General features: G+C 65.5%; 19 protein-coding genes. 5 read left to right on the top strand and 14 right to left on the bottom strand.

Annotated features, from left to right (window positions below; genetic code table 11):
* Positions 1–81 precede the first annotated feature (81 nt).
* The gene (locus tag RM190_RS09430) at positions 82–1,401 is read left to right on the top strand and encodes a malonyl-CoA decarboxylase domain-containing protein (RefSeq protein WP_311759172.1); all 1,320 of its coding nucleotides are present in this window, start codon (positions 82–84) and stop codon (positions 1,399–1,401) included.
* Between the two features lie 14 nt (positions 1,402–1,415).
* The gene (locus RM190_RS09435) at positions 1,416–2,924 is read left to right on the top strand and encodes a malonate--CoA ligase (RefSeq protein WP_311759173.1); all 1,509 of its coding nucleotides are present in this window, start codon (positions 1,416–1,418) and stop codon (positions 2,922–2,924) included.
* Positions 2,925–2,962: 38 nt separating this feature from the next.
* Here the strand turns inward: RM190_RS09435 and RM190_RS09440 are convergent, their stop codons facing one another.
* The 6 genes from RM190_RS09440 to RM190_RS09465 all read right to left on the bottom strand — a co-directional run bounded on the left by RM190_RS09440 (position 2,963) and on the right by RM190_RS09465 (position 9,287).
* A complete protein-coding gene (locus tag RM190_RS09440; protein ID WP_311759174.1) occupies positions 2,963–4,180 on the bottom strand; it encodes a winged helix-turn-helix domain-containing protein in 1,218 nt (405 codons plus the stop codon).
* Positions 4,181–4,258: 78 nt separating this feature from the next.
* Positions 4,259–4,423 carry a hypothetical protein gene (locus tag RM190_RS09445; RefSeq protein ID WP_311759175.1) on the bottom strand — a complete coding sequence of 55 codons (165 nt, stop codon included), beginning with the start codon at positions 4,421–4,423 and terminating at the stop codon, positions 4,259–4,261.
* Entirely contained in the window at positions 4,420–5,544 is a 1,125-nt protein-coding gene (locus RM190_RS09450; protein WP_311759176.1) for a YeeE/YedE family protein, read from the bottom strand. The genes RM190_RS09445 and RM190_RS09450 overlap by 4 nt, the downstream gene beginning before the upstream one ends.
* Complete coding sequence (locus tag RM190_RS09455; RefSeq protein WP_311759177.1) at positions 5,544–6,473, bottom strand: sulfurtransferase; 930 nt, start codon at positions 6,471–6,473, stop codon at positions 5,544–5,546. The genes RM190_RS09450 and RM190_RS09455 overlap by 1 nt, the downstream gene beginning before the upstream one ends.
* 196 nt (positions 6,474–6,669) lie before the next feature.
* Positions 6,670–8,196, bottom strand: a complete 1,527-nt coding sequence (locus tag RM190_RS09460) for a pyridoxal phosphate-dependent decarboxylase family protein (protein WP_311759178.1) — start codon at positions 8,194–8,196, stop codon at positions 6,670–6,672.
* Between the two features lie 11 nt (positions 8,197–8,207).
* The gene (locus RM190_RS09465; RefSeq protein WP_311759179.1) at positions 8,208–9,287 is read right to left on the bottom strand and encodes a PLP-dependent cysteine synthase family protein; all 1,080 of its coding nucleotides are present in this window, start codon (positions 9,285–9,287) and stop codon (positions 8,208–8,210) included.
* Positions 9,288–9,416: 129 nt separating this feature from the next.
* Between RM190_RS09465 and RM190_RS09470 the strand changes: the two genes are divergently transcribed.
* Together RM190_RS09470 and ilvD are read left to right on the top strand one after the other, a co-directional pair.
* Positions 9,417–10,937: a winged helix-turn-helix domain-containing protein gene (locus tag RM190_RS09470; RefSeq protein WP_311759180.1), complete on the top strand. Its 1,521-nt coding sequence runs from the start codon at positions 9,417–9,419 to the stop codon at positions 10,935–10,937.
* Between the two features lie 154 nt (positions 10,938–11,091).
* Positions 11,092–12,930, top strand: a complete 1,839-nt coding sequence (gene ilvD / locus RM190_RS09475; protein WP_311759181.1) for a dihydroxy-acid dehydratase — start codon at positions 11,092–11,094, stop codon at positions 12,928–12,930.
* An 11-nt stretch (positions 12,931–12,941) separates the two neighbouring features.
* Here the strand turns inward: ilvD and RM190_RS09480 are convergent, their stop codons facing one another.
* The 7 genes from RM190_RS09480 to RM190_RS09510 all read right to left on the bottom strand — a co-directional run bounded on the left by RM190_RS09480 (position 12,942) and on the right by RM190_RS09510 (position 21,181).
* Positions 12,942–13,829 carry an alpha/beta hydrolase gene (locus tag RM190_RS09480; RefSeq protein WP_311759182.1) on the bottom strand — a complete coding sequence of 296 codons (888 nt, stop codon included), beginning with the start codon at positions 13,827–13,829 and terminating at the stop codon, positions 12,942–12,944.
* Positions 13,826–15,427 (bottom strand): ABC transporter ATP-binding protein, encoded by a 1,602-nt coding sequence (locus RM190_RS09485; protein ID WP_311759183.1) that lies wholly within the window; start codon positions 15,425–15,427, stop codon positions 13,826–13,828. Before RM190_RS09485 ends, RM190_RS09480 begins: the two co-directional genes overlap by 4 nt.
* Before the next feature lie 3 nt (positions 15,428–15,430).
* Positions 15,431–16,249, bottom strand: a complete 819-nt coding sequence (locus RM190_RS09490) for an ABC transporter permease (RefSeq protein WP_311759184.1) — start codon at positions 16,247–16,249, stop codon at positions 15,431–15,433.
* Positions 16,250–16,253: 4 nt separating this feature from the next.
* The gene (locus RM190_RS09495) at positions 16,254–17,231 is read right to left on the bottom strand and encodes an ABC transporter permease (RefSeq protein WP_311759185.1); all 978 of its coding nucleotides are present in this window, start codon (positions 17,229–17,231) and stop codon (positions 16,254–16,256) included.
* Positions 17,228–18,682, bottom strand: a complete 1,455-nt coding sequence (locus RM190_RS09500) for a carnitine 3-dehydrogenase (RefSeq protein WP_311759186.1) — start codon at positions 18,680–18,682, stop codon at positions 17,228–17,230. The genes RM190_RS09495 and RM190_RS09500 overlap by 4 nt, the downstream gene beginning before the upstream one ends.
* Positions 18,679–20,232 (bottom strand): ABC transporter substrate-binding protein, encoded by a 1,554-nt coding sequence (locus tag RM190_RS09505; protein ID WP_311759187.1) that lies wholly within the window; start codon positions 20,230–20,232, stop codon positions 18,679–18,681. The genes RM190_RS09500 and RM190_RS09505 overlap by 4 nt, the downstream gene beginning before the upstream one ends.
* A 61-nt stretch (positions 20,233–20,293) precedes the next feature.
* A complete protein-coding gene (locus RM190_RS09510) occupies positions 20,294–21,181 on the bottom strand; it encodes a BKACE family enzyme (RefSeq protein WP_311759188.1) in 888 nt (295 codons plus the stop codon).
* Positions 21,182–21,266: 85 nt separating this feature from the next.
* Here RM190_RS09510 and RM190_RS09515 point away from each other — a divergent pair, with 85 nt between their 5' ends.
* Positions 21,267–22,220, top strand: a complete 954-nt coding sequence (locus RM190_RS09515; RefSeq protein WP_311759189.1) for a GlxA family transcriptional regulator — start codon at positions 21,267–21,269, stop codon at positions 22,218–22,220.
* A gap of 12 nt (positions 22,221–22,232) precedes the next feature.
* Here the strand turns inward: RM190_RS09515 and RM190_RS09520 are convergent, their stop codons facing one another.
* Positions 22,233–22,787 (bottom strand): hypothetical protein, encoded by a 555-nt coding sequence (locus RM190_RS09520; protein WP_311759190.1) that lies wholly within the window; start codon positions 22,785–22,787, stop codon positions 22,233–22,235.
* Between the last annotated feature and the right edge of the window lie 119 nt (positions 22,788–22,906).

Here is a 22,906-nt window from a genome sequence, read left to right on the forward strand (position 1 = left end):
TGTCATGAAATGTCCATCCGAAACTATGTTATATACAACAGATAGATTCTGGCGTATATCATTGGATCAGGAGGATCGATCATGGGCAAACAGCGACTCGCCTTTCTTTCGGATTTCGTCGAAGCGATCACCCGGCGCACGCGCGGCGCCCCGGGTGAGGCGGAAACACTGAAAGCTCTGTCACGTCCGCCTTCGGAGCGGATCAAGGCCGCGTGCTCGGTCCTGATGGGCCGCATCGGAGACGCCTCACGCGTGGCAGTGGCAGAACAGGCCCTGACCGCCTATGCCGAGCTTTCGCCGGATGAGAAGCAGGCGTTTTTCGAACTGCTGCGGGACAGCTATGGCGTCATCCCCGACCAGATCCGCAGCGCCTATGCCGCGTGGGAGAACAAGCCCGATGCGGATGCCGTCGCCGCCCTGTTCCGCGTGGTCGAACCCGCGCGCCAGACGCTGCTGCGCCGCTTGAACCTTGCCCCCGGCGCCACGCTGCAACTGGTCCGCATGCGTGAAGACCTGTTGTCCGCAATCCGCAAGGACCCCAGCCTTGAACCCATCGATCAGGATTTCGCCCATCTTCTTGCCTCGTGGTTCAACCGTGGTTTTCTGACCATGCGCCGGATCGACTGGAACGCGCCCGCCGCGATCCTTGAAAAGATCATGGCCTATGAGACGGTTCACCGGATGCAGGGCTGGCCGGATCTGCGCCGCCGTCTGGCCGCGAATGACCGCCGCCTTTACGCCTTTTTCCACCCCGCCACGGGCGATGAGCCGCTGATCTTTGTCGAGGTCGCGCTGACCACCGGCATTCCGACCGCCATCGGCCCGATCCTGAACGCGCCTGAAGCCGCCGCCCCGGTCGAGGCTGATACCGCCGTCTTCTATTCGATCAACAACAGCCTGGCGGGTCTGAAAGGGGTGTCCTTCGGAAACTTCCTGATCAAGCAGGTGGTTGCGGTTTTATCCTCGGAACTTTCAAACCTGCGTTGCTATGTGACGCTGTCGCCGGTTCCGGGCTTCGCACGCTGGTTGTCCGCGCAGACGGACGACCGTGCGGTGGCGCTGGCCAAGGCGCTGTCCGATCCCGCGTGGCAGGACGACCCCGCCAAGGCCGAGGCCGTGCGCCCCGAGGTCGAGGCGATTGCCGCCCGCTATATCGTCACCGAACGCACCTCCGCGAACCTGCCCCCCGATCCAGTCGCCCGCTTTCACCTGGGCAACGGCGCCCAGGCGCACCGGCTGAACTGGCCCGCCGACTTCGCCCCTTCGGCGCTGAAGGCCGCGCATGGGCTGATGATAAACTATCTTTATGAGGTTGCCGAAATCGAGGCACAGCACGAAGCTTTCGTGCGCGACGGAACCGTCGCCCACGGCGCGCAGCTTGCCGAAGCCCTGGCACGTTGAGGAGAAAGACCCAAATGCAGACCATCTACGAGAACTTCATCCAGGCGGCCGAGACGATGCAGGCCAAGCCGCTGTTCGAACGGCCCGGCGAACCCAGCATCAGCTATACCCAGACGCGCGAACTGGTCGAACGGCTGGCCGCCGTCCTGGGTGAGGTGGGCGTCGCCCCCGGCGACCGGATCGCCGTTCAGGTTGAAAAATCGCCCGAAGCGATTGCCCTGTATCTTGCCACGCTGCAGGTGGGCGCGATCTTCTTGCCGCTGAACACCGCCTATACCGGGGCCGAGATCGACTATTTCATCGGCGACGCCGCACCCCGGCTTTTCGTCTGCGATCCCGGCACCTTCGCCGCCCATGCCCACCGTGCCGGTCCGACTCTTGCCGTCGAGACGCTGGGGGCCACTGCCGACGGCACGTTGATCGAGCGCGCCCGGGGCGTCACCCCGCGCGAGGATGCCCATCCCTCGGGGCCGGATGACCGCGCCGCGATCCTTTATACCTCTGGCACGACTGGACGCTCGAAAGGCGCGGTCCTGACCCATCGCAACCTCGCCTCGAACACCGAAGCGCTGCTGGACTGTTGGCGCTTCACGGCCGAGGACCGGCTGATCCATGCGCTGCCCATCTTCCACACCCACGGCCTTTTCGTCGCCGCCAACATGTCGCTGACGGCCGGGGCGACGATGATCTTCCTGATCAAGTTCGATGCCGAACAGGCCATCGACCTGATGGCGGACGCATCTGTGCTGATGGGTGTCCCGACCTTCTATACGCGCCTGTTGAAATCCGACCGCCTGTCGCGCGAAACGACGGCGGGGATGCGGCTTTTCGTCTCGGGCTCGGCCCCGCTTCTGGCCGAGGATCACCGCGCCTTCCAGGACCGCACGGGACAGGCCATCCTTGAACGCTATGGCATGACCGAAACCTGCATGATTGCGTCGAACCCCTATGACGGGGCGCGCATCCCCGGTGCGGTCGGCATGGCCCTGCCCGGCATCTCGGTGCGCGTGACCGATCGCGAAACCGGTGCGGTCCTTGCCGATGAAGAGATCGGCCTGATCGAGGTGAAGGGTCCGAACGTCTTTGAGGGCTATTGGAACATGCCCGAAAAGACCGCGTCCGAATTCCGCAAGGACGGCTACTTCATCACCGGCGACCTTGGCCAGATCGGCAAGGATGGCTACCTGCGCATCGTCGGGCGCGACAAGGATCTTGTCATCTCGGGGGGCTACAACGTCTATCCGAAAGAGGTCGAGGAAGCCATCGACGCGCTGCCGGGCGTCTTGGAAAGCGCCGTCATCGGCCTGCCCCATTCCGATCTTGGCGAGGGCGTGACCGCCGTTGTCGTGCCGCGCAGTGGTGTCGTCCTTGACCCGCAGCAGATCACCGCGGCGCTGGCCGACCGGCTGGCGCGGTTCAAGCAACCCAAGCGCGTCTTCATGGTCGAAAGCCTGCCGCGCAACGTCATGGGCAAGGTGCAGAAAGCCGAACTGCGCCGGCTGTTCGCCGACACCTATGCCTGAAGTCTGACCCTAAGGCGCGGCACCTCTGCCGCGCCTGCCTAGCCCGGCGTGCCTTCCATTGGCTCGCGCAGCCAGCCATCCGCGAACCGGATATCGGCCAGCCCGGCAAATGTGGCCAGCCGCTCAAGCTCGGACCTTAGCCCGGCCTGCCGCTGCCGTCCCATCCTGATGCCGGGTTCCGGCCAGAAGGCAGTGATGGCCAGCGCACCCGCGTCGCGCTTGGCGTCCAGCCTGCCGATCAGGCGATCACCCTGCATCACCGGGAAGATGTAATAGCCATAGAGCCGACGCTCGGCCGGGACGAAGATCTCGATCCGATAGCGGAAACCGAACAGGCGCTCGGCCCGCGCCCGGTCGCGCAAGGCCGGATCGAATGGAGACAGCACCCTGACCCTTTCGACCGGGTCGGGCAGTCCCGCCACCTGATCCAGCAGCGCGGGGGTCGTGAAACTGCGGCGGATCGAGCCGTCGGCCAGCCCGATATCGACCGGCAGGATGCGACCGGCCCGCAAGGCATCGGTGCACCAGTCCTTGGCCTCATCGCGGGTGGCGATCTCGAAAAACGCGGCAAGCTCGCCACTGGTGGCAAAGCCCAGCCGCTCCATCGCGGCCGTCATCGCCCAGTCGATGATCCCCGCGTCCGCCATCCCGTGGTTCAGGTGATCCGCCGGGATCACGCGTTCGACCAGATCATAGACCTTGCGGAACCCCTGCCGATGCCGGATCGCAAGCCGTCCGGATCGCCACAGGAATTCCAGCGCCGTCTTGGAGGGATGCCAGTCCCACCAGCCTGAGGTGCCGCGGCTTTCCCCATCCCCCACGTCCCGGGATGAGACCGGCCCGTCATCGGCAATGCGCTTCAGGATGTTGTGGATCTCGGAATCCCAGCCCTCGCTCTGCCATTTCGGCCAGCGCTGCCGCATGCGGGCCTCGTCACGGGCGAATTTCAGCCGCCACATCGGATAGAAGCGCATGGGAATGACGGCGGCGTCGTGGGTCCAATGTTCGAACCCCGCGCGATCGCGGGCGATCAGTCGGTCCAAGGCAGCGGGACGGTATCTCCCGCGGCGCGACCACAGGATCATGTCATGCGAACGCGCCAGCGTGTTTACGCTGTCGATCTGGACGAAACCCAGTTCGTCCAGCACCCCGGCAAGGTCGGCGCCGCTCCCCGGCCCCGACCCCGGCCGAAGCAGCAGGTGGCGATCCAGGAAAAGGCGCCGCGCGTCGCGGTTCGTCAGCATTGCAGGGGTCATGGCATCCCGCATTGGCCGGCGCCCGTTGCGGCGCCGTCCGCCAGATTGGCGTCACCCCGGACGGGGTTCAAGCCCCGGTTATTTCGGCATCGCCCCACAGAAGCCGCCCGAGGCCTCGACCCCTGATCCCAGCGCAAAGATCGGCGGGGCCTTGTAGGGGTTCAGGTCGGAGGTCGCGTGATCGAAGAAGATCAGCATCCCAAGCAACAGAATGGCCAGCGGGGCCGTCACGCGGCGGGTCATGCGCGCCCCTCCATCCCCAGCAGCGGACGCAGGCGCACGCCGACCACCGAGCCCGCGAAGCCTGCGGCAAACCAGACCCAGCCATGCAGGCTGCCGGTCGAGATGCCCGAGAAGAACGCCCCCACGTTGCAGCCAAAGGCCAGGCGCGAGGAATAGCCCAGCAGGAATCCGGCCACGATGGTCGCGGCCCAGGCCCGCGCGGGCAACCGTGGCAAGGGCTGCGCCAAGCCTCCGCTGCGCCATGTCGCGACAAGGAATGCCCCAAGGATGATGCCGATATTCGTCAGCGAGGTCACGTCGGTCAGCACGCTTTGGCCCAATCGCGCGGCATTGCCCGGCGCGCTCCAGAAGGCAGAGCCGGACAGATCCGCGCCAAGTGCCACCGCCGCCTTTGCGGCCCAAAGGCCAAGTCCATAGACCACGCCCCAGGGCTGACCGGCCACGACCAGATTTGCGATGGCGAGCGCCGCGATGGCCAAAGCAGCAAAGACCAGCCGCGACGGAATGCGGCGCGTGCCGGGCGCGGCCAGCGCCAGCAGCAGGACCGCGACCCCTGCCAGCAGCACCAGCGTCAGCGCAAGCCCCGACCCACCGGTCAGCGTCAGGATCGGCAGTGCGCCAAGATCGGTCCACCAGACCAGCCCATAGGCACCAAGGAAGCTGCCGATCGCAAAGAACGGCAGCGCCAGCAAGGCGACGGGATTGCCGCTGCCCGCATTGACCAGCGTGCCCGAGCCGCAGCCCAGCACGACCTGCATGGCCGCGCCAAAGACGAACGCCCCGCCGGCCATTGCCCAGCCGATGGGTGCCGCGGCCCCAGTGATCTCTCCGGGGTGGCTGGCCAGCAGGGGAAAGGCGACCGCGGACACGATCGCAATGGCCAGAAGCTGCGCGAGGATGCCCGAAGGATCGCGGCGCAGGATCATCGCCCGCCACGGCCCGGCAAAGCCGAAGCGCAACCCCTCCAGAACGATGCCGAAGCCCAGGCCGACGGCAAGCAGCAGGCCATAGCGCGCGCCCGCGAACAATGCGACGGCAAAGACCACCGCCAGCCCCGCCAGGATGGTCAACCCGCGCTGCGCCACCTGCCCCGAGGCGGGAACCGCGACTGCATCGGCCATCAGTCGGTGCCCCGGATCTGGTTCATCAGGTTCTGCATCAGGCCGGGCGTGTTCTGCATCTGACCGCCCGATTGCGACCAGCCGACCATCGAGTCGGGATACAGTTTCGCGTCCTCGACCCCCGCCAGTTCGGACAGCGCAAACCATTCGGTCGCGGCCCAGTGGCCGGTATTGCAGAAGGCGACAACCGGATCAGCCTTGCCGATGCCCAGCTTCGCGGCAACTTCGGCGGCAGAGGGCGCGTCCATCACCTCGGTCGGGTCCTTGAACCAGACGGCATGCGAGATGTTCTCGGCCCCCGGCAGCGTGCCGGGCTTGGCCGCCTGCGGATGCGCCTTCTGGCCCTGATAGAAGGCCTCGGGCCGCGCATCCAGCAGCTTCGCCTTGTGCTCGCCCCCGATGATCGTGGACACGTCCTCGGTCGTCGCGAGCCACTGGTGCGAGAAGGTGATGTCGACATTGGACGGCACCGGTGCATTCGCACGTGTCTCAAGCGGAAGGCCCGCACCGCTCCATGCGCCCATGCCGCCGTTCAGGATCGCAAGATGGCTGACACCCGAGGATTTCAGCGTCCAGTAAACCCGCGCAGCCGCACCGAAATCGCTGTCGTCTTCGCCTTGGTGGACGACTACGACCGGGCGTTCCAGCGTCACGCCAAGCTCGCGCAACGTGGCTTCCAGCTGATCCTCGGGGACCAGCGCGCCGGGATTGGTCTCGGGGCCGCGGAACCGTTCATAAGGGGCCGAAATGGCCCCCGCGATATGGCCCTGGCCATAAGCCTCGCCGCGGATGTCCAGCACCAGCGGCGCATCCGAACCCGTCGTCTGGGCATTCAGCTGCTCGGCCGAGATCAACGGCCCGAAATCGGCGGCAAAGGCCGCACCGGAAAGGCAGACCGCTGCCAAGGTCGAAAATGCAAGAATTCTCATCATGCGCCCCTATATTCTTCGCCCCCGATTTCTGGTGCCGAAAGGAGAATGACAAGACTTCATCTTACACCAACTTCGCTTTGGGCGCGAACAAGGTCCGCGTCCTGCGCGGTCAGGGTGACGGAGGTCGGGTGATCCGGGGCCGTGCCCGAACCGTTTCCCACCCTATGTCCCGAAGCTGGAAAGGGATTTCTTTTCACCTTGCGGGCGTCGTGCGCCACTGCGCGCGGCTCTCCGCCTCTCCCAGACCGCTGAGCTGGTCACCGATGGCGATCAGGGCTGCGATTGCCATGTCGAGGTCCGCATCTGTGGTCCTGTGATTGCAGATCGCCGCCCGCAGCCAATGCTGCCCGTGCAGGGTCGTATCGGAAAAGGCCGCGATTCCAGCTTCCTGCAGGCGCATCATGATCTCGATATTCAACTCCGCCAATGCTTCCGGCCCAAGCCCGCCGGGGTCATAGCGAAAGCAGACGATATCCAGCGTCACCGGATCCAGCCGAGTCATGCGGGGTTTGCTGTCGATCCTCGCGGCCAACCTGTGCGCCTGATCGATATTGCGCCCGATGATCCGACCGAAGCGGGCGGCGCCATGTTCCTTCAGCATCATCCAGACCTTCAGCGCCCGGAAGCCGCGCGAGGTCTGGAGGCCATAGTCGAAAAGCCATCCCCCTGCGGCGATGCCACGTGCGGCAGGATCCAGATATTCCGAATGCAGGGCGAAGCTGCCCAGATGGGCCACCGGGTCGCGGACCAGCGCACAACCGGCTTCGAAGGGAACGTGCAGGCTTTTATGCGGATCCAGCGCCAGGCTGTCCGCGCGCTCGATCCCCACCAGCAGGTGCCGGTGGCCGGGCGAAAGCCGGGCCAGCGCGCCGATGCAGCCATCGACATGCAGCCACAACCCCTGCTGCGCGCAGAGATCGGCGATGGCGGGCAATGGGTCGATGGCACCGCTGTTCACCGTGCCCGCCGTGGCGATGACACAGGCGGGTTGCCAGCCCGCGGCGCGATCCTCGGCAATGGCCTCGGCAAGGGCGACCGGGTCCAGGCGGCAATCTTCGCCAGTCTGAATGCGGCGCAGCGCACGGTTGCCAAGGCCCATGATCTCGACCGCCTTCTGGTGGCAGCCATGCACCTGATCCGAGGCATAGAAGCGCAGCGGACGCGGCAGCGCCACAATCCCCGCTTCACGCAGGTCGATTCCGGCGCTCCGATTGCGCGCGACCACGAGCCCGATCAGGTTCGCCGCCGAGCCGCCGCTGGTCAGCGTGCCGCTGGCCGAGGACGGAAATCCAACGATCTCTTTCAGCCAATCGATCACCTGGCGTTCGACCTCTGCCGCGGCATGGGCCCCGCCCCCAAGGTTCGAGCCGTCGACCGCCGCCAGAAAATCCGCCAGCGCCCCGGTCAGGGATGACGCCCCCATGTACCACATCCAGAACCGGGGATGGGTATTGCCCATCGGGTGGTCCATGACATGGTCCCAGGTTTCGTCCAGCACTGCAGTCAGTGGCGAGGGCTCCTGCGGCAGGGGTTGGCGCAGCGCCACCCGCGCCGTGTCCGGCAGGGGACGCCAGACCGGGCGGTCACGCAGGTTTCGTGTCCGAAGTATGGCGCGGTCCACCGCGTCATGCGCCGCGCGGGCAAAGCCGTCCCAGTCCACAGGGTCCAAGCTTTCCCCGTCCGGCCCCCAGGGGGCCGGAGTCCAGGTTTCCACCTTCATCGCTTCCTCCGTCACGCCATCTGGTAGCCGGGGGTCGAATGCGACAGGGCCAGTTCCTCTTCGTCCATGTCCTCGGGAATTTCCTGGAACAATGGTGTCGAAAGATAACGTTCGCCTGTGTCGGGCAGGATCGCGAGGATCACGCTGCCCGGCTCGGCCGTTTCGGCGACCTTCATAGCGGCGGCAAAGGTGGCCCCGCCCGAGATGCCGGTCAGGATCCCCTCGCGCGCAGCCAGCTTGCGCGCCCACGCCACGCCCTCGGCCCCCGGAACTGTAAGAAGCTCGTCGAAGCCCTTGGAGTCCAGGGTTTCTTGAAGCACGAAGGGGATGAAATCCGGGGTCCAGCCCTGGATCGGATGCGGCTCGAACGCGGGATGACTTGCCGCTGGCGCATGAGCATCGCCGCGCACCTGCGCCACGCCGCTGGATACCAGCGCGGCATTCGCCGGCTCAACCAGAACGATGCGGGTTTCCGGCCTTTCGCGGCGCAGGACACGCGACAGGCCCGTCACGGTGCCGCCGGTGCCATATCCGGTCACGACGCAATCCAGCCGCTGACCCGCGAAGTCGCCCATGATCTCGCGCGCGGTGGTGCTTTCGTGGATATCGGCATTGGCCGCGGTCTCGAACTGGCGGGCCAGGAACCAGCCATGCTCTCGGGCAAGTTCGGCGGCCTTGTTGTACATGCCGGTGCCCTTCTCGGTCCGGGGGGTCAGCACGACCTTGGCGCCCAGCAGGCGCATGAGGCGGCGACGCTCGACCGAAAAGCTGTCCGCCATGGTCACGACCAGCGGATATCCCTTTTGCGCGCAGACCATGGCAAGGCCAATGCCGGTATTGCCGCTGGTCGCCTCGACCACGGTCTGGCCGGGACGCAGCTCGCCCGAACGCTCGGCCGCCTCGATGATGTTCAGCGCCAGCCGGTCCTTGACCGAGGCGGCGGGGTTGAAGAACTCGGCCTTGACATAAAGCGTGACACCGTCGGGGCCGAGGTTGTTGATGCGGATCGCGGGCGTGTCGCCCACGGTTTCCAGAATGCTGTCGTAAAGGCGGCCACGGCCACTGGTAGTCCGGATGGATTGCTGTCTCATTGAGTCGACCTGTCCTGACAAAAGGCGCAACAGCGCCAGATACCGGATCATAACCCGGAGCCGCCGCATCAGCTTGACCGGATCATGAAGAAATCATGCAGAACTGGCCGGTTTGGGATAAAATTGCGCATGATCTACAGCTTCGGCGACCTTGAACTGGACGATCAGCGGTTCGAGCTGAGACGCAGTGGCCAACCGATTCCGGTCGAGCCGCAGGTGTTCGTGCTGCTGTGCCGCATCTTTGCCGGGCAAGGCAGGCTGGTGACCAAGGACGAATTGGTCGAGGCGGTCTGGAACGGCCGCGCCGTTTCGGATGCCAGCATCGCCAGCCGGATGCGCGCGGCCCGCGCCGCGATCGGCGATGACGGCGACCGGCAAGAAATCATCCGCACCGTACATGGCCGGGGATTCCGCGCCGTGCCGGCGGTGCGCATCCTTGACCGGCAGGAGGGTGGCCTGCCGCCGCGCCCGGACGCGCCCTCGTTGGCGGTCCTGCCCTTTCGTGGCATCGGACTGCCGCCCGACCAGTCGGTCCTGACCGAGGCGCTGGCGCATGAGATCCTGCGTGCCTTGTCGCGCCTGCGCTGGCTGCTGGTGATTTCGCGCGGCTCGTCCTTTCGCTTCGCCCGCCCCAGTCCCGAGACAGGCGAACGGCTGGGCGCACGCTATATCCTTGCCGGCACGGTCGAGATGGTGGGCCCGATCCTGACCGTCACGCCCGAACTGGTGGAAACCGCGACCTCGCGCATCCTGTGGACCGACCGGCTGTCGCGCCCGCTCGACGCGCTGGCGGAATTGCAGCAGGCCATCGTCGCGGCCCTGTGCGCGGCGCTGGAAATCCACGTCCCGCTGAACGAGGCGCGGCTGGCCGAGGGGCGCGACATCTCGCAACTGGATGCCTGGGCGAATTACCATCTGGGACTGCGCCAGATGTTCCTGTTCACCGCGGACGGCAACCGGCAGGCGGCAGCGTTCTTTGCGCGGGCGACAACACTGGACCCCGGATTTGCCCGCGCCCATGCCGGGCTGTCCTTTACCAGTTTTCAGGACGCCTTCCTGCGCTATGGCCCCGACCGCGCGAAATCGGCGCTTGCCGCGCGCGCCCATGCCGAACGCAGCCTGGAAATCGACCCGATGGATTCTTTTGCCGCCTTCACCTTCGGGCGGACCCATTGGCTGACCGGAGAGCTGGACCTTGCCGCAAGCTGGCTTGCGCGGGCAACCGACCTCAATCCGAATTTCGCGCAAGGCTTCTATTCCCGCGCGCTGATCGCCGCGCTGATGTCGCAATCGGGTCTGGCAACGGACGGAGTCGATCTTGCGCTGCGCCTCAGCCCCCTTGATCCGCTGGTTTACGGCATGTTCGGGACACGAGCCCTGTCGCATCTGCTGCAGGGCCACCGGGACGAGGCCGCCGATTGGTCCGACCGCGCCGCGTCGGCCCCCCATGCACATGTGCTGATCGCCATGATTGCGGTTGTGGCGAACGGGCTTGCGGGGCGCGACGACCGCGCCCGGGAATGGCTGGCGCAAGTCTATCGGCTGCGGCCGGACGCCAATGCAGAACTGTTCTTTGCCGCCTTCCCGCTTCGCGATCGGTCCGCGGCCGACCGGCTGCGCCGCGAACTTGGCCGCTTCGGCATCGCCTGAGAACTCCACGATCCCGAGATTTCCCGGATTCTGCCCTTTTCTGGCGACGCTGCTTAAAGTAGGTGGAACATGACGCGAATATGGAGGCTTCGCCTGTCATGTCCGCATTTCCGATCTGATCCAGAACGACCCGCAAGTGAAAGTGGACAGCCCAATGCCAGCCTATCGTTCCCGTACCACCACCCATGGCCGCAACATGGCAGGCGCCCGTGGCCTATGGCGGGCAACCGGCGTGAAGGACGGAGACTTCGGCAAGCCGATCATCGCCGTCGTGAACTCCTTCACCCAGTTCGTGCCCGGCCACGTCCATCTGAAGGATCTGGGCCAGCTTGTCGCGCGCGAGATCGAGGCGGCAGGCGGCATCGCCAAGGAGTTCAACACGATCGCCGTCGATGACGGCATCGCGATGGGCCATGACGGGATGCTGTATTCGCTGCCCTCGCGCGAGATCATCGCCGACAGCGTCGAATACATGGTGAATGCGCATTGCGCCGATGCGATGGTCTGCATCTCGAACTGCGACAAGATCACCCCCGGCATGCTGAACGCGGCGATGCGGCTGAACATTCCGGCAGTCTTCGTGTCCGGCGGCCCGATGGAGGCCGGCAAGGTCGTCCTGAACGGCAAGACCCAGGCGCTGGACCTGGTCGACGCCATGGTTGCGGCCGCCGACGAATCCGTCTCGGACGAGGACGTGAAGATCATCGAGCGGTCCGCCTGCCCGACCTGCGGTTCCTGCTCGGGCATGTTCACCGCGAACTCGATGAACTGCCTGACCGAGGCGCTTGGCCTGTCCCTGCCGGGGAACGGCTCGACCCTTGCCACCCATGCCGACCGCAAGCGCCTGTTCGTCGAGGCCGGACACCTGGCCGTCGACATTGCCAAGCGCTATTACGAACAGGACGACACCTCGGTCCTGCCGCGCAATGTCGCCAACAAGCGCGCCTTCGAAAACGCCATGTCGCTGGACATCGCGATGGGTGGATCGACCAACACCGTCCTGCACATCCTTGCGGCGGCGCATGAGGGCGGCATCGACTTCACCATGGACGACATCGATGCGCTGTCGCGCCGCGTGCCGTGCCTGTCCAAGGTCGCCCCGGCCAAGCAGGACGTCCATATGGAGGATGTGCACCGCGCCGGCGGGATCATGGCGATCCTTGGCCAGCTCGAAAGGGGTGGTCTGCTGCATCGCGACACGCCGACCGTTCATACGCCCACATTGGGCGAGGCGATCGATCGCTGGGACATCAGCCGCACCGACAGCGAAACCGTGCACAACTTCTTCCGCGCGGCCCCCGGTGGCGTTCCCACGCAGGTCGCCTTCTCGCAGGATGCGCGCTGGGACACGCTGGACCTGGACCGGCAGGGCGGCGTGATCCGTTCCGTCAACTCGCCCTTTACCGCGGATGGCGGGCTGGCCGTTCTGCGGGGCAACATCGCGGTGGACGGCTGCATCGTGAAGACCGCAGGCGTCGATGAATCGATCCTGAAATTCACCGGCCCGGCCGTGGTCTTCGAAAGCCAGGACGCCGCCGTCAGCGGCATCCTTGGCAAGAAGGTCAAGGCGGGCGACGTCGTGGTCATCCGCTATGAAGGGCCGAAGGGCGGGCCGGGAATGCAGGAGATGCTGTATCCGACCAGCTACCTGAAATCCCGCGGGCTTGGCAAAGCCTGCGCACTGATCACGGACGGGCGTTTCTCGGGCGGGACCTCGGGCCTGTCCATCGGGCACGCCTCGCCCGAGGCGGCGCAGGGCGGCACCATCGGTCTTGTGCGTGACGGCGACATCATCGAGATCGACATCCCGAACCGCACCATCAACCTCAACGTGCCGGAAGCCGAGCTGACCGCCCGCCGCGCCGAACAGGACCGGCTGGGCTGGAAGCCCGCCCAGCCCCGCAAGCGCAATGTCACGACGGCCCTGAAGGCCTATGCGGCCTTCGCCTCCTCGGCCGACAAGGGCGCCGTCCGCGTCCTGCCCGAGGAATAAGGGCCGCGGCGCTAGACCGCCTTGCCGGTCGCGGCAAGGCGGCTGATCGCGGCAGTGATCGCCAGGAAACTTCTGCGCGCCCGGTCGCTCATCCGTCGGGCCCGCAGATAGCCATGCGGCAACTCGGCCTCGTTGCGCCAGGCGGCGATGCCTCCGGCTTCGGTCAGACGCCGGGCGTAATCCGCACCATCGTCCCGCAGCGGGTCCACATCGGCCGTCACGATGAAGGCCGGGGCCAACCCCGACAGGTCGGTCGCCTGCAGCGGTTGGGCCAGCGGATCGGTAATCGGCCCCTCTCCATGCAGCGCGGTGCGGTAGCCGCCAAGATCCGAGCGGCGCAGCAAGGGCGCCTCGGCATTCTGCTCATAGGAGGGGGCATTCCCGCCGCCGCCAAGACCCGGATAGATCAGCACCTGCCCCAAAGGTTGCCTGCCCCCTTGCCGCGCCAGACAAAGCGACGCGGCCAGCATTCCGCCCGCGCTGTCCCCGACCACAACGCCGGGCGTGTCCAGCGCATCCCAGACCGCCAGCACATCCTGAATCTGCGCGGGCCAGCGATGCTCGGGCGCAAGGCGATAATCCACCGAAACCACCTGCAAGCCGGTGGCGTCGGCGATCTCGGCGCAGACGTCGTCGTGGCTGTCCAGCCCCCCGACCACGAACCCGCCGCCATGAATATAGACGACCGTCACCGCCGAGGTTTCACCATAGACCCGACAGGGAACACCACCGACCGTCCGGTCCAGAACCGCCAGCCCCGGCGGGCGGGTGGCGCGGAACGCCGCGCACATGGCGTCATAGAAACGACGGTTGTCAGCCGCGCTGGCGCCATTCGCGTCGGCGGGATAAGAAGTCTCGGTCTTGGTAATGAAATCCAGCACTTGCGGATCAGATATCATGCGGCACCTTCGGAAATGCGGCGGGACAGCCAGGACGGGTCCATCTGCGGAACCGAGGCCAGCAATTGCCGCGTGTAATCGTGGCGCGGAGGGTCAAGCACCTCCGCAAGGTTTCCCTTGTCCATGATGCGCCCGCCCTTCATCACCACGACCTCGTCCGCGATGGCGCGGACCGTGGCAATGTCATGGGTGATGAACATATAGGACAGGCCAGTCTTGTCCTGAACCTTGCTCAGCAGGCGCAGGATCCCTTCCGCGACAAGCTGGTCCAGCGCGCTGGTCACCTCGTCGCAGATGATGAACTCGGGATCGGCGGCCAGCGCGCGGGCAATGCCGATGCGCTGCTTCTGCCCGCCGGACAATTCCCCCGGCAGGCGGTCCAGAAAGTGCGCCGGTTCCATCTCGATCTGTTCCATCAGCTCGTGCAGCCGCGCTTCGCGCGCCTTGCCGCCCAGACCCAGATAGAATTGCAGTGGCCGTGACAGGATCTGGCGCACGGTCTGGCGCGGATTAAGTGCGGTGTCCGCGATCTGATAGATCATCTGGACCGCGCGTTTCTGTTCCGTCGTGCGATCGGCAAGTCGGGGAGGCAGGGCGGTTCCGTTCAGTTCGATCCGGCCCAGCCTTGGCGGCAGCAGCCCGGTCATGACCCGTGCCGTCGTCGATTTCCCCGAGCCGGATTCGCCAACCACCGCGACGGTCGAGCCGCGCGGGATTTCGAACCCCACGTCCGAAAGCACGTCCATGTTGCCGTAACCGGCGGTCACGTTGCGGATGGCGATCGTCGGCGCGCTTGCCTGCGGCAGGACGCGCGTCGGCCTGCGAAATTCGCGCACGGCCCAAAGCGAGCGGGTGTAGTCCTGCGTCGGCGCGGTCATCATGCGCTGGGTCGGGGCCTCTTCGATCTCGCGTCCGTGGCGCATGACCTTGATGCGATCGGCCATCTGCGCGACCACCGCAAGGTCATGAGAGATATAGATCGCGGCGGCCCCGGTTTCCTCAACCGCGCGGCGAATGGCGGCCAGCACCCCGATCTGCGTGGTCACATCCAGCGCCGTCGTCGGCTCGTCAAAGACGATCAGGTCGGGACGACAGGCCATCGCCATCGCAACCATCGCGCGCTGCAACTGCCCGCCCGAGACCTGGTGCGGAAAGCGCAGTCCGAAATTCTGGGGATCAGGCAGGTGCATTGCAGCATAAAGCTCGCGCGCGAAGGCTTCGGATTCGGCCCGACCGGCGGTGTGGTGAATTGCCGGGCCCTCGCAGAATTGCGCCAGCAGCCGCCAGGCGGGGTTGAAGCTTGCCGCAGCCGATTGCGCGACATAGGCGACCCGGCGACCCCGGAACGCGCGGCGCTGGCGGTCCGGCAATTGCAGCAGGTCTGTCCCGTCGAACAGGACACGCCCCCCGGCAAAGCGCAATCCGCCATGCGCGTAACCCAGCGCGGCAAGGCCAAGCGTCGATTTCCCGGCACCGGATTCGCCGATCAGGCCCACGACCTCACCTCGGTCGACCTGCAGGTCGACGCCGTGCAGGATCGGGGTCCAGCCCTCATCGCCCTTTGCCTCGACCTTGAGGTTCTCGATATTCAGCAGCATGGATCAGTCCTTCAGCCCGGATGCGCGGTGCAGCAGCCAGTCCACCACGAAATTGACCGACACCGTCAGAACCGCGATCGAGGCGGCGGGCATCAGCGGCGTGATATCCCCGAAGGTGATCAGCGCGGCGTTGTCCCGCACCATCGCCCCCCAGTCGGCCATCGGCGGAGGCAGGCCAAGCCCAAGGAAGGACAGCGCCGAGATCGTCAGGAAGACGAAGCAGAAGCGCAGCCCGAATTCCGCGATCAGCGGGGCCGAGATATTCGGCAGAACCTCACGCGTGATGATCCACCAGGTCCCCTCGCCCCGCAGTTGCGCAGCCTCGACATAGTCCATGACCATGACGTTCATCGCTGTGGCGCGGGCCAGCCGGAAGACCCGCGTGGAATCCAGAACCGCAATCACCACGATCAGATTGGCGACGCCCGGTCCCAGGGCCGACAGCGCCAGCAGCGTCAGGATAAGCGCGGGCACCGCCATCAGCACGTCGACCAGACGGGACAGGCCAAGATCGACCCAGCCCCCCAGCGCCGCGGCCAAAAGCCCCGTGACGGATCCGATGGCAAAGGCCAGCGCGGTCGTGACCAGCGCCACCCCAACCGTGTTCCTGGCACCCCAGATCAGGCGGGACAGCATGTCGCGGCCCAGCGTGTCGGTGCCAAGCGGATAGGTCGCGCTCCACGGCTCGAACTGGGCCCCCACGATCTCGGCCTCGCCATGAGGGGCAAGCATCGGCGCGAAAATGGCGACGACGGCATAGATGGTGATGACGGCAACCCCCAGGATCGCGGTCGGCGGCATCGTCTTCAGCAACCGGATCATGACGCTACCTCGGGTGCAGAAGGCGGGGGTTGGTCGCGATGGACAGGACGTCGGCCAGCAGGTTCAGCAGGATATAGACCGCCGCGAAGATCAGCGCGCAGGCCTGCACCACCGGAATGTCGCGGTTCGTCACACTGTCGACCATCAATTGGCCAAGGCCCGGATAGACGAACACGACCTCGACGATGACCACGCCCGTAATCAGCCAGGCGATGTTCAACGCGACGACATTGACGATCGGGGCCAGCGCATTCGGCAGCGCGTGGCGGGTGACGACGCCCGCGCGCGACACCCCCTTCAGCCGGGCCATGGTGACATAGGGCGCGCCCAGCACGTTCACGACCGCCGCGCGGGTCATGCGCATCATGTGCGCGGTGACGACAAGAACAAGCGTGATCGCCGGCAGGAAGGCACGCGTCAGCATCTGGCCAAGGCTGGGCGAGGCGCCGGGATCGGCGATCGAGGGCAGCCAGCCCATCCGCACCGACAGCCAGAACATCAGGATATAGGCAATGAAGAATTCGGGAAACGAAATCGCCGTCAGTGTCGCCACATTGGCGATGCGGTCGAACCAGCTGCCCCGCCACAGCGCGGCCAGCAATCCAAGTCCCACCGCCAGCGGCACGGCGATCACCGCGGCATAGGCCGCCAGGAACAGCGTATTGCCCAGCCGCGCCGCCAGCAGTTCGCCCACCGGCCGGCCATTGGCCAGAGAGTTTCCGAAGTCGCCGCTGAGAACACCGCCAACCCAGCCCAGGTAACGCCACAAAAGCGGCTGGTCGAGGCCAAGTTCACGCCGGAAGGCCGCAACCGTCTCGGGTGTCGCGGACTGGCCCAACACCTGCTGCGCGATATCGCCGGGCAGCAGGCTGACGGCCAGGAAGATCAGGACCGAGATCACGGCCAGCGTGAAGACCCCGATCGCCAGACGTCCAAGGATCATGCGCAGCAGGGGCCGCCGCCGGGCGGCCGCCGCCGTCATGCGATCGCCTCGCTCTGGCGGATGGCGCGCACCCCCTGCCCGGCATGTTCGGGATGGGGCGTGCTGTCCTGCGCCGCGATCCGGTCCAGTGCGGCTAGCAACAGGGATGGCATCGGCACGGCGCGTCCGGCATCGGTGTCGACATGCAGCAGCATGTGTTCGCCGGTCGCGGCCTCGGTCCCGTCATCGCGCAGGATCGCGTGATGCAGCCGGAAGCGTTTCTGATCATGGCCCAGCAGCCGGGTCCGCACGGTCAGCCGCTCACCCGCCTTCACCTCGGCGAGATGCCGGATATGGGTCTCGACCGTATAGGCGGAACGGCCCTGCGCACGATAGGCCGCGTCCAGCCCGATATGGATCAGAAAGGCGTCCGTGGCATCGCCCATGACCTGAAGATAGCGGAACTCGGTCATGTGGCCGTTATAGTCGACCCAGCCGCCAGCCACGCGGGTCTGGTGCAGCTCCAGCGGATAGCCCGAGGGTGCCGCCACCTCTCGTGCATAGAAGGCGTCTTCCTGCGCGCGGACGGTCTGGCCGACGCCCCAGTCATTGGCCTTGAGCGCCTGGAAGATGCCGACAAGGTTGTCGTCCCGGATCCGCTCAAGCTCGCGGATGGAATGAGCGCCGGATTGCGCGTCCGACTGCCCGGCGATCCGGTCGATCAGCGCGTCGTCAAGATCGGGCACATCCATCAGCTTGGTCCAGGGCCATTTCAGCGCGGGGCCGAACTGTCCCAGGAAATGGCGCATCCCCGCCTCGCCCCCGGCGATGCGATAAGTCTCGAACAGACCCATCTGCGCCCAGCGAAGGCCGAAGCCGAAGCGGATGATGTCGTCGATCTCTTCGGTCGTGGCGATACCGTCATTGACCAGCCACAGCGCCTCGCGCCAGATGGCTTCCAGCAGGCGGTCGCCGATATGGGCGTCGATTTCGCGCGCGATGCGGACGGGCTTCATCCCGACCGAGGTCAATACCTCGCTGGCCCGCTGCGCCGCCGCGCCGCCGCCGACGACCTCGACCACCGGCAGAAGATAGACCGGGTTGAAGGGGTGGGCCACAACGATGCGGTCGGGATGGCGCGCCGCTTCGCGCAGCTCGGACGGCTTGAAGCCCGAGGTGGACGACCCGATGATCGCCGAGGCGGGCGCCGCCGCCTCGATCTCGGCGATGATCCGGTGTTTCAGGTCAAGACGCTCGGGGACGCTTTCCTGAATATAGTCCGCGTCCGCCACCGCCTCGGCGATCGAGGACGCCCAGACGACCCGCCCCGAACGGGGCAGCGGGGCCTGAAACAGGCCCTGCCAGGCGCGCGTCGCATTCGCCAGCACCTCGCCAACGATCCGTTCTGCCTCGGGATGGGGGTCGAAAACGGTGACGTCATGGCCCGAAAGGACGAAGCGCGCGATCCAGCCGCCCCCGATGACACCCCCGCCGATTGCCGCGATCTTCATGCCTGCCACCACCGTTCCACGACCTTCCAACCATCAAGGAAGCGGTTCGACGCCACCTCGCCATGCGCAACCTTGTCATTGGCCACGTCGATATAGTTCACGAATATCGGGATGATCGTCCCGCCATCCTCGCTGACCAGTCCCTGCATCTCGTGATACATTTCGGCACGCACGCCATCGTCAAGCTCGGCCCGCGCCTTCAACAGCAGCTCGTTGAAGCGCGCGTTGTCCCAGTGGCTTTCGTTCCACTCGGCGCCCTTGGCATAGACCAGGCTGAACATGTCATCCTCGGTCGGGCGGCCGTTCCAGTAGCTGACACAGAAGGGCTTCTTCAGCCAGACATTGGACCAGTAGCCGTCATCCGGCTCACGCTTGACGTTCAGCTCGATCCCGGCGGCCTTGGCCGATTGCTGGAACAGCTGGACCATGTCGAGCGCGCCGACCGAGGCCGCGTCGGAGGCCGAGATGTCCAGCTTCAGCCCCTCCATCCCTGCCTGTTTCAGGTAGTGCTTGGCCTTGTCGGGATCATAGGCATGCTGCGCGAGATCCTTGGCATAGAAGCGGTTCGCGGGGGCAATGGGACTGTCATTGGCGATCTGGCCGTGCCCACGCAGCACCTTGTCCAGCACCTCCTGGCGGTTGATCGCGTATTTCATGGCAAGCCGCACGTTCGGGTCATTGAACGGCGCCTGGTCGCTGAACATCGGCATGGTGTAATGCGCCGTTCCCGTGACCTCGATCAGGTTCAGGCCGGGGCGGCGCTGCAGCAGGTGCAGTGTCGACAGGTCGGGCGAGTTGATGACATCCACCTCTCCGGTCATCAGCGCGTTCTGCCGGGCGGTGGGATCGTTGATGGTCAGCAGGACCACTTCGTCGAACCAGGCGCGGTCGGATTTCCAGTAATCGTCGCGCCGCTTCAGGTTGATACGCACGCCCGGCTCGAAATTTTCGACCACATAGCCGCCCGAGCCAAGCCCGGACTGCCAGTCAAGCGTGCCGTCCTGTTTCGCGGGCATGATGACGAAGTGATAATCCGAAGTCAGATAGGCGAAATCGGCATTGGCCGAGGACAGTTCGAACACCACGACATTGTCGCCATCCGCGCGGATGTCCTTGACCTGCTCCAGCGAACCCTTGGCCCCGGACTTGGTGTCCGCACCGCGATGATGGTTGAAGGATGCGATCACGTCCGCCGCGGTGACCTTGCGACCATCGGAAAAGGTCGCGCCGTCCCGCAGGCGGAAGGTCCAGACCCGCGCCTCGGCATCGGGCTGATAGCTTTCGGCGAGTTCCGGAACGGCCAGACCCTTGGCGTCGATCTCGACCAGGTTGTTGCAGACCCCAAGCATCGCGGTCACCACCGGCCCGGCGGCATAGGTCGCGGGGTCCAGCGAGTCCGACGTCGCCCCGCCGGCATGGCCGATGCGCATGGTCCCGCCACGTTTGGGTTCGGCGGCACGCGCCCTGCCGGGCAGGATCAGGCCCGCCGCCACACCCGCAGCGCCGGCCAGAAGCCCGCGCCGCGTCAGGTTCAATCTGGAAATCGTCATATGCCTACCTGTTGATTTTATTGTGGATTGGTTGGTCTTCCGTAGGGGGTAAGACGACCCGCTAGCGGCGGGTCAGCTTCAGTTTCTCGCGTACCTCCTGCGGGCCCATGACTCGACAGCCCATCGTGGTCAGAATCGTCGACGCACGCTCGACCAGATCGCCGTTGCGGGCAAGCACCCCTTTTTCCAGCCAGATATTGTCCTCAAGCCCGACGCGGACGTTGCCGCCAGCCAGCGCCGCCTGCGCGACATAGGGCAGCTGCATGCGCCCGATCGAGAACATAGAATAGGTCCAGCCCTTGGGGATGTTGTTCACCATCGCCATCAGGCTGTTCGGATCGGCGGGCGCGCCATAGGGGATGCCCATGCACAGCTGGATCATCACCGGGTCATCGATCAGCCCTTCCTCGACCAGCGTCTTGGCCATCCACAGATGTCCGGTGTCGAACACCTCGATCTCTGGTCTGACACCAGCGGCCTTGATGCGCGCAGCCATTGCGCGAAGCGTGCCGGGCGTGTTCGTCATGACGTAATCGGCTTCGGCAAAGTTCATCGTGCCGCAGTCGAGGGTGCAGATCTCGGGCAGCAATTCCTCGACATGGACCAGTCGTTCCGTCGCGCCGACGATGTCGGATTGCGGCGACAGCGGCAGCGGCGCCTCGGCCGAGCCAAGGACGATATCGCCGCCCATGCCCGCGGTCAGGTTCAGCACGACATCGACGTCCGACGAGCGCACGCGTTCGACCACCTCGCGATAAAGCGCCGGATCGCGCGACGGAGCGCCGGTTTCCGGATCGCGCACATGGACATGCGCGATCGCGGCCCCTGCCCCTGCTGCCTCGATGCAGGCATCGGCGATCTGTTTGGGCGTGATGGGCACCAGATCGGATTTCTTGTGGCTTTGCCCCGACCCTGTCACCGCGCAGGTGATAAAGACGTCACGATTCATTCAGCTCTCCGGCAGGCTATGTCTGGTCCCAGCGTGACAGCGAATGCGCTGGCAGGATGTGCATAATTGGGCATAATATTTGCTCATGTCGCCAAAATCTCCGCTTCATCTGACCTTTCTGCTGTTCGACGGCTTTTCGAACATGGTGCTGGCCAGCGCCATCGAACCGCTGCGCGCCGCCCGCGACCTGTCGGGGCAACGGTTGTTCTCGTGGCAAGTCTGCTCGCTTGACGGAGAGGCGGTGCAAAGTTCGTCCCGGCTGCAGATTTCCGTCGACCTGCCGCTGGAACGGGTCGGCGCCACCGATGCGCTGGTGCTGGTTTCGGGATACGGGATGCGCAACCACCTGCCCCGCGACGCAGCACAGACGGTGCTGCGCAAGGCCCGCGGATTGCCCCTGCTCTGCGGGCTGGATACCGGCGCATGGTTGCTGGCGCGCATGGGCCTGCTGGCCGGGCGGCGCGCCACGATCCACTGGATGGAGCGCGAGGCGCTGGCCGAAGGCTTCCCCGAGATCATGGTCGTCCCGGACCCCTATGTCGCGGATGGCAATATCGTCACCTGCGGGGGTGCGCAAAGCGTTCTCAGCTGGTCGCTGGACATGATCGGCACCGAGGCGGGAGAAGCGCTGCGCTTTGACGTGGCCAACATGTTCGGTCGGGTCATGGGCCGCAGCACTGATCCCGTCGAGTGGCAGTTGCCCAGCCGCATGACCGATGCCGCGTTGCCGGCCGCCCTGCGCCGCGCGATCACCGCGATGCGCGAAACGGCTGAACAGCCCCTGCCCCTGCCGCGCATCGCGGAACACGCCGCCCTGTCCGCACGCAGCATGGACCGGTTGTTCCATGTCCACCTGGGCATGTCGTCGGGCAGTTATTACCGACAGATACGCCTGTCCCATGCCCGGGCGCTGGCACTGGAAACCGAACTGACGCTGGGCGAAATCGCGTCGCGCACCGGGTTTTCATCCTCATCGACCCTGGCCCGGGCCTATCGCAATGCCTTTGGCGAAACGATCCGCCGTTCGGTCGCGCACTGAAACCGGGGGGCGTCACTCGGCCGGTTTCAGGAAATCCTGCGGGATCGAGGTGGCATCGACGCTGACCGGGCGCAGCCAATACTGGTCCGCGGTCGCCGTCTTGATATCCGCGACATAGAAAAATCCCCGGATGCGAAGGCCCTGTCCCGAAGGCGCGCCGTTGAAGAATTCGCAGGCCGCCGTGTCAAAGGGATCGTCACCCGGAATCGGCAGGTCCATGCCCAGAAGCAGGTGGTTGTTCTCGGCATTCGGGCGGCCCGTAAGCGGGCCCGGTGCGCCATCCTGTGCAAGGGCATCACAGGCGACGCCCTCGGCATCGTCACCGGCACTGTCCCCGGCCAGCGAACCGAAGACCTCGTTCCCCAGAAAGCCAGCGAACTGCCAGTCGAGATAGACCAGAGGCGTCTTTGCGACCCCCTCGACGATCTGCTGGAAACGCGCACCGGCATCCGCAGTCGAAAGATCCAGCCGCTCGACAGATCTGGCAAAGGGAAAATCACCATTTCCGGCTGCAGCGCCCGCCAGGCCAAGGATCGCCGCAACCGATGTCACAATCAACCGCATCATCGCCAAAGCTCCCGCAACAATGATGATGGAAAAATACGCCCATCGTGGTATTCTGACAATTGAGCATTCCAATTCCGCATGCATGTTAAGTCGTTTTTTTGTTTCGGATCATTTTCTTC

The sequence above is a fragment of the Paracoccus broussonetiae genome (genome assembly GCF_031854425.1).
GTDB lineage: Bacteria > Pseudomonadota > Alphaproteobacteria > Rhodobacterales > Rhodobacteraceae > Paracoccus > Paracoccus broussonetiae.